Annotated in this window: 12 protein-coding genes and 1 tRNA gene; 10 read left to right on the top strand and 3 right to left on the bottom strand. The window is 66.9% G+C overall.

The genetic code is table 11. The features are described 5' to 3' along the window. Positions 1-328 precede the first annotated feature (328 nt). On the bottom strand, positions 329-1864 hold the full coding sequence (locus tag EYE40_RS03920; protein ID WP_161972344.1) for a DUF2510 domain-containing protein: 1536 nt from the start codon (positions 1862-1864) through the stop codon (positions 329-331). A gap of 204 nt (positions 1865-2068) precedes the next feature. On the opposite strand from EYE40_RS03920, the gene EYE40_RS03915 reads away from it, so the two are divergent. Further along, a complete protein-coding gene (locus EYE40_RS03915; protein WP_130982769.1) occupies positions 2069-2761 on the top strand; it encodes an endonuclease/exonuclease/phosphatase family protein in 693 nt (230 codons plus the stop codon). 112 nt (positions 2762-2873) lie between these two features. Here EYE40_RS03915 and EYE40_RS03910 read toward each other — a convergent pair. After that, positions 2874-2957 (bottom strand) — tRNA-Leu (locus tag EYE40_RS03910). Positions 2958-3064: 107 nt separating this feature from the next. Between EYE40_RS03910 and EYE40_RS03905 the strand changes: the two genes are divergently transcribed. After that, positions 3065-4369: a M20/M25/M40 family metallo-hydrolase gene (locus tag EYE40_RS03905; RefSeq protein ID WP_130980719.1), complete on the top strand. Its 1305-nt coding sequence runs from the start codon at positions 3065-3067 to the stop codon at positions 4367-4369. Between the two features lie 19 nt (positions 4370-4388). Next, positions 4389-5234 (top strand): undecaprenyl-diphosphate phosphatase, encoded by an 846-nt coding sequence (locus tag EYE40_RS03900; RefSeq protein WP_130980718.1) that lies wholly within the window; start codon positions 4389-4391, stop codon positions 5232-5234. A 334-nt stretch (positions 5235-5568) separates the two neighbouring features. Here EYE40_RS03900 and EYE40_RS03895 read toward each other — a convergent pair whose 3' ends face one another. Continuing rightward, positions 5569-6495, bottom strand: coding sequence for a proteasome assembly chaperone family protein (locus EYE40_RS03895; RefSeq protein ID WP_240034705.1), 927 nt, complete (start codon positions 6493-6495; stop codon positions 5569-5571). A gap of 113 nt (positions 6496-6608) precedes the next feature. Between EYE40_RS03895 and EYE40_RS03890 the strand changes: the two genes are divergently transcribed. From EYE40_RS03890 to tatA, 7 genes are all read left to right on the top strand, one after another. Then, on the top strand, positions 6609-7289 hold the full coding sequence (locus EYE40_RS03890) for an HAD family hydrolase (RefSeq protein WP_240034704.1): 681 nt from the start codon (positions 6609-6611) through the stop codon (positions 7287-7289). Then, the gene (locus EYE40_RS03885) at positions 7286-8305 is read left to right on the top strand and encodes a tRNA (adenine-N1)-methyltransferase (RefSeq protein ID WP_130980716.1); all 1020 of its coding nucleotides are present in this window, start codon (positions 7286-7288) and stop codon (positions 8303-8305) included. Before EYE40_RS03890 ends, EYE40_RS03885 begins: the two co-directional genes overlap by 4 nt. A 47-nt stretch (positions 8306-8352) precedes the next feature. Further along, positions 8353-9306, top strand: a complete 954-nt coding sequence (locus EYE40_RS03880) for an FKBP-type peptidyl-prolyl cis-trans isomerase (RefSeq protein WP_130980715.1) — start codon at positions 8353-8355, stop codon at positions 9304-9306. 64 nt (positions 9307-9370) lie between these two features. After that, positions 9371-10357: a helix-turn-helix transcriptional regulator gene (locus tag EYE40_RS03875; RefSeq protein ID WP_240034703.1), complete on the top strand. Its 987-nt coding sequence runs from the start codon at positions 9371-9373 to the stop codon at positions 10355-10357. Beyond that, positions 10350-11336 carry a helix-turn-helix transcriptional regulator gene (locus tag EYE40_RS03870; RefSeq protein ID WP_240034702.1) on the top strand — a complete coding sequence of 329 codons (987 nt, stop codon included), beginning with the start codon at positions 10350-10352 and terminating at the stop codon, positions 11334-11336. Before EYE40_RS03875 ends, EYE40_RS03870 begins: the two co-directional genes overlap by 8 nt. Beyond that, positions 11333-11674, top strand: coding sequence for a hypothetical protein (locus EYE40_RS03865; RefSeq protein ID WP_130980713.1), 342 nt, complete (start codon positions 11333-11335; stop codon positions 11672-11674). The genes EYE40_RS03870 and EYE40_RS03865 overlap by 4 nt, the downstream gene beginning before the upstream one ends. A 35-nt stretch (positions 11675-11709) precedes the next feature. Next, on the top strand, positions 11710-11931 hold the full coding sequence (gene tatA, locus EYE40_RS03860; RefSeq protein ID WP_130980712.1) for a twin-arginine translocase TatA/TatE family subunit: 222 nt from the start codon (positions 11710-11712) through the stop codon (positions 11929-11931). Positions 11932-11953 lie beyond the last annotated feature (22 nt).

Genomic DNA, 11953 nt, shown 5'->3' with positions numbered 1-11953 from the left:
CGCGGGCATAAAAATAGCCCCGGACCTCGACGGGCACGGGGCAGACGACACTGTGTGTCGTGTCTAGATGCTCCGTGGGTACACGAGTGGCTCGAAGGTGCGCTCATAGCGCGACAGCTGCTTGAGGTGTTTACGCACGAGCTGTTCCTTTCGAGTGTCAGCGGGGCGTGCCGGACGGCACGGACTTGCTACCTTAGCGGGCGACCACGTGCTGAGCGCAACTCGGTTATCGGAACGTTATCCACGCAGGGTGGGGGTCACCACGCGGCAGCGGCGTGGGGTGCGCTACCGCGTGGTGAGTCCGGGAGCCGTTTTCGGGTAACGGAGATCAGGGAACGACGGTGACGTTCCCTATGGGGAACTCGCCCTCGAGGATGGTGTCGTCGACCGTGAATGAGCACAGGGTCATCGAAGCTGGCTCGAGCACCGTGAATGCCGCACAGCTGACGTCGGTGTGAGGGACGGGTTCGTCGGCGAGGTAGGAAGCCACGTGAGCCGTAGCACCCTCGGGAGTGAGGAGGGCGTTGTACTCAACCTGCGTCATGGTCGGCGCATCCGGAACGACGGGCGCGTCGACTGCCATGGGGGAGGATCCCATCAGCGCGAGAATGATCGGCATCGCAAGCAGCAATGCGAGAGCGACGATCGCGACCTGAGTGAGGAGCCAGATGAGAAGCGGACCGACCGAGCGTCGGCCGGTTCGCACCACGCGCATGATCAGGTACAACAGCGGCACAATGGCCCACAACATACTGGGCACCTTGGGGTGGCCAAGGCTCTTGAGGGACTTGCCGTCGATTCCGGCGAGGACGACGTAAAGCAGCACCTCGACGGCCAGGAAACCGAGCAGGGTCAACCCGCCGGCCGCGAGACCGAGGTAGTCGAATGCGAGCCAGGCCATGCCGATCTGGAGCACGGGCATGATCACGAAGATCCAGATCGCGCCGGTGTTGGCGGAGAGCGTGGAGCGCTTCTCCGTCGGCGGCTCGATCTGGGCGGGAGCCGCGAAGCCGAACGGCGAGTCCTCCTGCGCGAAGCTCGCGGCGTAGTCGAACTGCGCGACAGCGGTCTTCGACTTGTCGTTCTCCCACTGCGGCTCGGGGCTCTGGTGGTCGACCGAACCGAAGAGTGCGGCAAGCGCGGCGTAGTTGCTGAGCGGTTCGGCGGGAACGGTGTCGCCCACGGTGGCCACGGCGGTGCTGACGGCCGGGGTTACGACGGGGGCCGCGACCGGTGCGACGGGAGCCGCGACCGGCTCGGGCACTACTGCGGCGACGGGTGCGACGAACTCGGCGACGGGCGCCGGCGCTTCTACTCGGGCGGGCATAACCGCGTTCGGCGACCAATCGAAGGGCACGGACTCCGCGGGAGCCGCGACGGGCTCGGGGCTGGCAATGGCTGCTGCGACGAGGGCGGCGGCCGCGGCATCCGCTGCAGTCGTGTCAACGGGAGTCGGCTCGACCGGCGCTTCGACGACGGGGGTCGCGACCAGTTCGGCGGGTGCGGGCACCTGCGGCATGGGCTCGGCGGCGTGCGCGCTGCGGGCGATGACGCCCGTGTCGGCCGGTTGTGCACTGGATGCACCGAGCGCAAGCTGCTCGGACTGCGCACGCAGCTGGCGGCGGGTCAGGGCGAGGCCCGATCCGGCGGCGACGGGTACGGCGGGCGTGAACGGCTGCTGCACGTACTGCTGCGGTGCGGTCTGCTGCGGTTCGACGAAGGTCGTAGGTGCCGGTGCGGGGGGCTGCGGATCGGAAACCGACGCGGTCCATCGCGACCCGTCCCACCAGCGAGAACGGCTGCCGTCCTGCGGGTCCGGGTACCAGCCTGCCGGGATCGTTGAGACGTCCCCAATTGTCGACACGGTATTTCCCCCACTCATACGCCCCCCACGGACGTGAGCCTCAGTTTACCGCCCCACTCCCGGGGGCGCGCGACTCCCCTAAGAGGGGTCAAACGCACAGGATTCGCGGCCGCCGTTTGGCTTCCTGACACATTCGAGGCGTAATCTCCTCCTGTGACCGACGCCTTAGAGACCCACCCCGTACACACGACAGCGGTGGACACCATCCGAATCGCCAGCTACAACCTGCGCAAGAACCACGCGAGTTCCGAACTGGTCGCCCTCGTGAGCGACCACGACCTCGACATCCTCTGCCTGCAGGAGTGCGATACCGAGGACCTGCCGCCTCAGATCGGGGAGTTGAGGCTCGCCGACGCGACCAAGCTCAACCGCCTGGGCCTTGCCATCTACTACCGCTCCACGCGCTTCACCGCGCACGAGACGAAGACATTCGCGCTGAAGAAGTCGCTGCACGACCGCGTGCTCACGCCGGCGCACGAACGTGTCATCGCGACCCGCATGTTCGACGCCGACAGCGGCAAAGAGATCGTGGTGGCCTCGTTCCACGCGGCGCCGCTCACGGCGTCCAACTCACTGCGTCGCAACCAGATCCGCGCGGCTCACGAGGCGCTTCGCGGGCTCGGGGAGGGGCTGCCGAGCATCATGGTCGGCGACTTCAACTACCCCCTGTTCAAGGACAACCTGACCGAGCACATGTCGAAGTCCGGATACCTGCTCACCCTCAGCGACCAGCCGACCTACACGCGTTACAAGATCTTCAAGGGCCACTTCGACTTCGCGACCTCGGTCGGCATCACGATCGACAAGGTCTCGACCCTGCCGCGCGGAAAGTCCGACCACCTGCCGATCCTGGTGACCGCGAGCGTCACGGTCGAACCGACCGCATCAGCCGGTTAAAGACGGAAACCCCCGGTGATCTCTCACCGGGGGCCATTCCGTTCCGCAGAACAGAATTCACTGTCTCAACAGCATTTCGGATGCACATCCCGGTTTCCCGGGAGACTTCCTGTGCGCGAAGGGGGACTTGAACCCCCACGCCCGTTAGGGCACTAGCACCTCAAGCTAGCGCGTCTGCCATTTCCGCCATCCGCGCGCATGGTTGTTCTTTTCAGAACCACCGAGGTACGAGAATAGCACGCCAAATGACCCCCGATTAACGCACCCGGCTTCCGGGCTGAAACGGCGGGGTAGCGTGGACGCATGAGCCCCGACATCCCCCTCGAAGACACAGCGCGCATCGCCCAGCAGCTCATCCGGTTCGATACCTCGAACTTCGGCGAGGGCAGGTCGAACGGCGAGACGGAAGCCGCCGAGTACCTGGGCTCGCTGCTCGAGGGCCTCGGGCTCGCCCCGCAGTACTTCGATTCAGACCCGGGCCGCACGAGCGTCGTGGCCCGCGTTGAAGGCTCGGACTCGAGCAAACCCGCCCTCGTGGTGCACGGCCACACCGATGTGGTCCCAGCCGACGCGGCAAACTGGAGTGTCGACCCGTTCGGCGGTGTCATCAAGGACGGCATGCTGTGGGGACGCGGCGCGGTCGACATGAAGAACATGGACGCGATGATGATCACCGCGCTCCAGGACATCCTCGGCGCCGGCAAGCAGCCCTCCCGCGACCTCGTCATCGCGTTCTTCGCCGATGAGGAAGCGGGGGGAGTGCGCGGCGCCCACCACCTCGTCGACAACCACCCCGAGCTATTCGCCGGGGCCACCGAGGCGATCAGCGAGGTCGGCGGCTACTCGGTCACGCTCGGCGGCGAGCGCGCGTATCTCCTCCAGACGGGGGAGAAGGCCCTGGTTTGGATCAAGCTCGTGGCACGCGGCACGGCGGCCCACGGGAGCCGCATCATCCACGACAATGCGATCACCAAGCTCGCCGAGGCCGTCGCGAAGGTCGGCCGCCGGGAGTGGCCGCTGCGCCTGACCGATACCACCGAGCAGCTCGTGGCGGAGCTCGCCCGCATCCTCGAGGTCGACCCGCAGCGCATGACGCCTGACGAGATCGTGCTCGCGACCGGCAACGCTGCCGGGTTCATCCAGGCGACGCTGCGCACCACCTCGAACCCGACGCTTCTCAAGGCCGGCTACAAGCACAACGTCATTCCGGACATGGCAGAGGCCCTGATCGACATCCGTCCGCTTCCGGGCGAAGAGGATGCCGTTCTCGCCGAAATACAGCAGATCGTCGGCCCCGACATCGAGGTCGTGGTCATGACGCGCGACGTCGGGCTCGAGAACCCCTTCTCGGGCGGGCTCGTCGACGCCATGGTCGGAGCCCTGAAGACGGCCGATCCCGGAGCCCCCGTGCTGCCGTACCTACTGAGTGGCGGCACCGACAACAAGTCCCTCAGCAAGCTCGGCATCGCCGGCTACGGTTTCGCGCCGCTCAAGCTGCCCGCCGAGCTCGACTTTCCCGGCATGTTCCACGGTGTCGACGAACGCGTTCCACTCGACGCACTAGTCTTTGGCAGGCAGGTTTTGGGTGACCTCCTGCTGAACTACTGACACCGGAGGCGCGCATCCCATGAGTTTCATCGAGGCGATCATCCTCGGCCTGGTCCAGGGCCTGACCGAGTTCCTGCCCATCTCCTCGAGCGCCCACCTGCTGATCATCGGCCAGGTCATGGGCAAGGATCCGGGCGCGACCTTCACCGCGATCAGCCAGCTCGGCACCGAGCTCGCCGTCATCATCTACTTCCGCAAGGACATCGCCCGCATCATCGGCAAGTGGTTCGCCTCGTTCCGCTCCCGCGGGGGCGCGCACTCCGACGGCATCTCGAAGGATGACCCCGATGTGCGCCTGGGTTGGCTCATCATCATCGGCACCATCCCTATCGTGATCGTGGGTTACCTCGCCCAGGACGCGATCGACACGACCCTGCGGTCGTTGTGGATCACCGCCGTTGTGCTCATCGTCTTCGGCATCATCCTCGGACTCGCCGACCTGCTCGGCAAGAAGGTGCGGCCGCTCGAGTCGATGACCTATCGCGACGGTGTGCTGATCGGCATCGCGCAGATGCTCGCCCTGATACCGGGCGTCTCGCGCTCCGGCGCCACGCTCACGATGGGACGCGCGCTCGGCTACGACCGCCCGGCCGCCGCCCGCTACGGCTTCCTCCTCGCCATCCCCGCGGTCTTCGGCAGCGGGCTGTACAAGCTCGCCAAGAGCTTCAGCGAACCGGGCGGCGCGTACGGCTACCCCGAGACGATCGTCGCTACTGTCGTGGCGTTCTTCGTCGGCTTCGCCGTCATCGCCTTCCTGCTGCGCTATATCTCGAAGCACTCGTTCCTGCCGTTCGTGATCTATCGCGTGGTGCTCGGCGGTGCGTTGCTCGTGCTGCTCTCGACGGGCGTGCTCGACCCGCTGTGAGCGCATCCATTCATTGAGAACGCGCACGTATGTTCGTTTTTCGAACACCGGACGATTAACCGGCGCGCTGGCTGTGTATCAGTCGAGATGGGCGGCGTACATTCGGTCTTGTAACTAGGCCCAACCGATACTCTGTGCGGGCCGCACCAGGGGGGTGCTGACATGGTCTCTACGAAGACTCTCAAAACAATTCGGCCGGGGGCGCAAGGCAACGTGTTGTACGTACCCCTGCGGCGGGTCGAGATAGTGCGTGTTCACAACTTCAGCGAGCGCGAGTCGCGCGAGATCGGCGAGAGATTTATCGACCTCGATCTCGAGGCCGACCAATACTGATCTAGCGGGGCGGGTCGCCCGCCTTGCCACCCTCGGGCTTGCCGTCTTCACGACGCAGGTAACGCTCGAACTCCTGCGCGATGGCCTCGCCGCTCGCCTCGGGGGAGTCGACCGTGTCGCGCGCCTGCTCGAGCTGCTCGATGTACGACGACATGTCATCGTCATCCGAAGCCAGCGCATCGATGCCGGTCTCCCAGGCAGACGCCTCGTCCACGAGGTCGCCTCGGGGGATCACGACGTCGACGATCTCCTCGAGCTTGTCGATGAGGGCCAGCGTTGCTTTGGGCGACGGCGCGTTGTGCACGTAGTGCGGCACCGAGGCCCAGATCGACAGGGTCGGGATGCCCGCACTCTCGGCCGCGTCGGCGAGAACCGACAGGATGCCGACCGGCCCCTCGTAGCTGCTGCGCTCAATACCGAGTTCCTCACGAACGGCGGGGTTCTCGCTGCTCGTGAAGATCGAGATCGGGCGGGTGTGCGGAACGTCGGCGAGCATCGCGCCAAGGAACACCATCGCCGTGATCTCGTTCGCGTCGACCGCCTCGAGGATCTCGGCGGTGAAAGTCTTCCAGCCGCGGCTGGGCTCGGTGCCGACCAGCAGGTACACGTTGGAGCCGTTGTCGCCGGTGACGTCGATATCTGCGTCGAGACCCAGGCCCGTGACATCGTCTCCCAAGGGCGTGACGGGCCCATAGAGCGTGACCGTCGGCCAGACGAGGGAGCGGGTGCCGTCCTCGTCCTGCGCGACGGTCGGCCGGTTGAATTGGTAGTCGAAGTAGTCCTCGGGATCGACCTCGCTGAGTTGCACGAGATCGAGCTGTTCCTTGAGCGTGCGCACCGCGCCGCTCGCCGCCTCTCCCGCGTCGTTCCAGCCCTCGAAAGCGACGACGAGAAGCCGTCCGCCCGCGAATTCCGTGTTCTCGGTCACCGATGATCCTTTGCTTGCGCCGCCCCGTGTAGGCCCGCGCATCTCCTTCAAGAATAGAACCGCGCGCGGCCTCGCGTGGCCCGGTCGCGCCAAGCTCGGTAGACTCGCCGCTTGTGACTACCCGCCTGCCCGCCGCCGTTCTCTGGGACATGGACGGCACAATCGTCGACACCGAGCCCTATTGGATGGACGCAGAAATTGCGCTCGTCGAGTCGTTCGGCGGCACCTGGACGCACGAGGATGCCCTCACCGTCGTCGGGCAGGGACTCTGGCACACGGCTCGCGTGATGCGCTCCCGCGGAGTCGTGCTCACCGACGACGAGATCATCGAGGCACTGACCGCGCGCGTGATGGAGCAGGTGCGCGAGCACGTGCCGTGGCGACCGGGTGCCCGCGACCTGCTCGACGCCCTCAAGCACGCGGGGGTGAAAACTGCGCTCGTGACCATGTCGATGCGCAGCCTCGCCGAGCTCGTCGTCGAGGCCATCCGAGCGGACGGACTCGACACCCCGTTCGAGGTCGTCGTATCGGGCGATGACGTCGAGCACGCGAAACCGCATCCCGAACCGTATCTGACGGCCGCCGCCTTGCTCGGCGTCGACATCGCCGACTGCATCGCGATCGAGGATTCCGAACCCGGACTCGCCTCTGCGATCGCCTCCGGCGCCGTGTCCATCGGTGTGCCGCACATGGTGCCGCTGTCCAGCGCACCCACCCACCACCTCTGGCCGTCGCTCGACGGCCGCACCGTCGCCGACCTCGCGACCGCCTTCGAATCGGAGCTCACTCGATGACCCAGACCTACCGCCGCCAGAACGGCCCGTTCCGCGCGGGTGACCGTGTGCAGCTCACCGGCCCGAAAGGCCGCATGAACACCGTCACCCTCGAGGTCGGTGGAGAGTTCCACACCCACCGCGGTGTGCTGCTGCACGACGCGATCATCGGCCAGCCCGACGCCTCCGTTGTGGTCAGCAACAACGAGATCGAGTACCTGGCTCTCCGCCCCCTGCTCACCGACTTCGTCATGTCGATGCCGCGAGGCGCCGCCATCATCTACCCCAAGGATGCGGCGCAGATCATCGGTTCGGCCGACATCTTCCCGGGTGCCCGGGTCGTCGAGGCGGGCGTCGGATCCGGCGCTCTCTCACTCTGGCTGCTGCGCGCCATCGGCGACGAGGGTCACCTGCACTCTTTCGAGCGTCGCGAGGAGTTCTCCACGGTGGCCCGCGGCAACGTCGTCGGCTTCCTCGGTGCCGAGCCCACGAACTGGGACATCACCATCGGCGACCTCACCCACACGCTCGGCGAGGTCGTCGAGCCGGGCACCGCCGACCGCGTGGTCCTCGACATGCTCGCCCCCTGGGAGTGCCTCGACGCCGTGTCGACCGCACTCACCCCCGGCGGCGTGCTGCTCTGCTACATCGCGACCGTCACGCAGCTCTCCCGCGTGGCCGAGGCAATCCGCGGCACCGGCAACTTCACCGAGCCCGACTCGAGCGAGACCATCATCCGCGGCTGGCACGTAGAAGGCCTCGCGGTTCGTCCGGACCACCGGATGATCGGCCACACCGGCTTCCTGCTGACGGCCCGGCGGCTCGCCCCGGGCGCCGTGCTGCCCGAGCTCAAGCGCCGCGCCTCGAAGAGCGACTTCTCCGACGCCGACGTGGAGGCGTGGACTCCCGGTGCGCTCGGCGAGCGTGCCACGAGCGACAAGCGCCTGAGGAAGACCGGCCGGATCGCCACCGCCGTTGCCGACGCAGCGACGAGCGCCGCGGCATCCGAAACCAGCGCCGAAGAGAGCGCCGAATGAGCCGCGTAGACTTGATGCATTCTTCACGCACTCCAGAAAGAGGCACCGTGCGCGCCATTTCCGCCCTTGTTGTAGCTTCGGCACTCGTGCTGTCGCTCGCCGCCTGCTCGACCCCGAGCCCCGCCGATCGACTGGCCGGCGACCTCGCGTCGTGCGACTCCTCCGTCAATCCGGGAACGTCCTCCGACCTGGTCAGGGCGACCGGCAAGGGCGAGCCGAAGGTCGACTACCCGGCGCCGCTCGTGACCAAGCGCGTCGAGCGCTCCGTGATCACGCAGGGCGAGGGGCGGGTGCTGCGCTCCGGCGACATCGCCGAGTTCCAGCTCGTGCAGTACGACGGCACCACCGCCGACACGTTCATCGGCTCCTCGTGGGAGGAAGCACCCTCAATGATCACCGTGGGCACCGGTGAGAGCCTGCTCGCACCGCTCTTCGAGTGCGTGCCCGTAGGCTCGCGCATCGCCGGGGTCATCCCCGCGAGCCTGATCAGCGCCGAGGCGCCCAAGGGTGCAACCGCGGTCGTCGTCGTGGACGTCGTCGAGGGCTTCGCGAGCAAGTCGGAAGGGTCCCCGCAGCTGCCCGACAATGGCATGCCGAACGTCGTTCTCTCCGAGAGCGGACAGCCCGGCGTCGTCATCCCTAAGTCCGACCCGCCCACCGACCTGCGCATCTCGACGCTCAAGGCCGGCAGCGGCGCGAAGATCAAGAAGGGCGACACGGTCGTCGTCAACTACACCGGCCTGCTCTGGAAAGAGCGCACCATCTTCGACTCCAGCTGGGACAAGGGCACGCCCGCCAGGTTCGTCGCGCAGAGCAGCGCCGATGCGGCCGGCGGACTCGTTCCCGGCTTCGCGAAGGCCCTCATCGGCGCGAAGGTCGGCGACCAGATCCTCGTGGTCATCCCGCCGAAGTTCGGCTACGAGAGCGGAACCGCTCCCGAGACGATCCCCGACGGCTCTACCATGGTGTTCGTTATAGATATCCTGCACATCGCCGACTAACGTCGGTCGCAGCCACATAGTTCCTGACACTGGCCGGGTGTCCACACCCTGAGGAATGGTTCTCGTGCCACCAGAGATCAAGATCCCCGTCGAGGAGAGGCTGTTCAGCCTCGTTCTCGCCCTGCTCGCGACAGAGAACGGTCTGACGAAGACCGAGATCCTGTCGACCGTGCAGGGCTACCGCCAGGCCTTCAACCGCTCGGGCGAGAATGCGAACCTCGAGCGCAAGTTCGAGCGTGACAAAGACGACATCCGCGAGCTGGGTGTTCCGCTCGAGACAGTGCAGGCACCCGGTGACCCCGGCAACAACCAGAACCTGCGCTACCGCATCCCGCGCGGCGCGTACGAGCTGCCCGCCGAGATCAGCTTCTCCGCCGAGGAGACCACGCTACTCAACCTGGCTGCGATGGTCTGGCGGGAGGGCTCGCTCTCCGCCGAGTCCCGGCGCGCGATGCTCAAGCTCAGCTCGCTCGGTGTCGCCGCGGACGAACCGGTCATCGGCTACGCCCCGCGTCTTCGGGTGCGGGATGCCGCGTTCGATCCGTTGAACGCAGCGCTCGGCCGTCACGAGCGCGTGCGCTTCGCCTATCTCAAGCCAGGGGAGGCCGAGTCGCGCGTGCGCGAAGTGGACCCCCACGCTCTCGTCCAGCACCAGGGCCGCTGGCACCTCTATGCGGCCGAGGCGGGCACGGGCATCCTCAAGACCTACCTGCTGCGCCGCATCGTCGGCAAGGTCGCCACCACCGGCACGATCTTCGACGCACCGGAGGGAGACCCCTCCGCGCGGGCCCTGCTCGAGCTTGAGGACGTCTGGAATGACAACACGGCGATCGTCGAGGCCGAACCCGGCTCCGACGCGGCCACGCGGCTCGCGAAGCGGCGCGGAACAGTGGTCATCGACCCGGGCACGCTCGAGCTGCACTACTCCGACGCCAACATCTTCGCGGACGAGCTCGCGGGCTTCGGCCCCGAGGTGCTCGTGATCTCACCTCCAAACCTGCGTGACGCCGTGCGCTCACGCCTCGAGACGACGGCGGCCGACCATGGCTAGGGCAACGACGAAGAAGACCCCACCGATGCAGGCGGGCGACAAGCTCACCTTCCTGCTCTCGCTCGTGCCGTACCTGATCGAGCGCGACCGGGTCAGCGTGACCGAGGTCGCCGAGCACTTCAAGGTCGCTCCGCAGCAGATCCGGGATGCCGTCAGCCTCATCGCGGTCAGCGGTGTGCCGGGGGAGACCACCACGTACCAGTCGGAGGATCTCTTCGACATCGCCTGGGACGACTTCCTCGATAACGACCAGATCGTGCTCACCAACCAGGTGGCGATCGACGACTCGCCGCGGTTCTCCGCGCGCGAGGCCTCTGCCCTCATCGCGGGACTGCAGTACCTGTCGGCCCTTCCCGAGAACGCCGACCGCTCGGCGATCGCCTCGCTGACCTCGAAGCTCTCGCGGGGAGCGTCGGCAGTTCCGAGCCAGGTCGCCGTCGAGGGCAGCGAGACGGACGCCACTCTCGCCCTGATCCGCGAATCCGTCGCCGCCGGTGTGCAGCTGCGCTTCGACTACCTCGGATCCCGCGGTCAGTCGGAGAGCCGCAACGTCGACCCGCTGCGCGTGGAATCGATCGACGCGGACTGGTACCTGCGCGGCTGGTGCCACCTGCGCGAGGCCGTGCGCACCTTCCGCCTCGACCGCATCTCGAACCCGGTCGTGACGAGCGAGCCGATGAGCCACAACCCGGCCGACGTTCCGCTACCCGACACGCTGTTCGAGCCCTCGCCCGACGACCTCGTGGTAACGATCGACGTCGCGAGCGCCGCCGAGCCCCTGCTCGCCGACTACATCCCCGACGGCGCCCAGCGCAGCGAGCGGGATGGTCGAGTACGCACCAGCGTGCGGGTCTCGCACTATCACGGGCTCAAGCGCTTGATCGCAAGCATGCCGGGCGTCGCGACGGTGATCGAGCCGGCTGAGGCACGCGAGGCAGTCGCACGCTGGGCGGCCGAAGGGGCCGCGCGCTACCGATGACCGCCTGGATCTGGATCGTGGCCTCGGCGGCGCTCATCGCGCTGCTCGGGTACACGGCGTTCCGGGCGGTGCGCGGCGTCATCCGGATTCTGCTGGATCTGAGCGATCTGGCCACGACCACCGCGAAACTCGACAACGTGCAGCCGACGCGGGAGCTCGAGCGCCCCGCGACCGTCGTGCTCGCGGGGCGGAAAGTTATTTCCGAGCGCGTTCAGGCCAATCGGGATCGCACCCGGGAGCTCCGTCACACCCGGCGAACAGCTCGGCTCGACCGTGCGCGCAGGCTCACGCGTGCCGGTGCGGCCGATCTGCCCACGATTCCCGTTCGCAGAAGGTAAACTGGCAACTCCGGCACCTACCCAAGGGATACGCAATGCTCGGCAACACTTTCGGACTGCCCCACCTGATCATCATCCTGGTCATCATCCTGCTGCTGTTCGGTGCACCCAAGCTCCCCGGCCTCGCCCGCAGCGTCGGCCAGTCGATGAAGATCTTCCGCAACGAGGTCAAGACCGAGAAGAAGCCCGACGCCGATGACTCGACCGACGCCACGCCCGACGGTGCCGCGGCCAAGCAGTCGAAGACCGAGCTCTAGAAAACGTGGCACGACGCCCGAA

It is taken from the genome of Glaciihabitans arcticus (assembly GCF_004310685.1).
Lineage (GTDB): Bacteria > Actinomycetota > Actinomycetes > Actinomycetales > Microbacteriaceae > Conyzicola > Conyzicola arctica.
The sequence above is the reverse complement of the archived record's forward strand: the minus strand, read 5'-3'. Positions and strand labels throughout refer to the sequence as shown.

Excerpts from the sequence above, each read along its gene's own strand:
- EYE40_RS03905 (WP_130980719.1), top strand. The coding sequence starts at position 3,065 with ATGAGCCCCGACATCCCCCTCGAAGACACAGCGCGCATCGCCCAGCAG.
- EYE40_RS03900 (WP_130980718.1), top strand. The coding sequence starts at position 4,389 with ATGAGTTTCATCGAGGCGATCATCCTCGGCCTGGTCCAGGGCCTGACC.
- EYE40_RS03885 (WP_130980716.1), top strand. The coding sequence starts at position 7,286 with ATGACCCAGACCTACCGCCGCCAGAACGGCCCGTTCCGCGCGGGTGAC.
- EYE40_RS03870 (WP_240034702.1), top strand. The coding sequence starts at position 10,350 with ATGGCTAGGGCAACGACGAAGAAGACCCCACCGATGCAGGCGGGCGAC.
- EYE40_RS03865 (WP_130980713.1), top strand. The coding sequence starts at position 11,333 with ATGACCGCCTGGATCTGGATCGTGGCCTCGGCGGCGCTCATCGCGCTG.
- tatA (WP_130980712.1), top strand. The coding sequence starts at position 11,710 with ATGCTCGGCAACACTTTCGGACTGCCCCACCTGATCATCATCCTGGTC.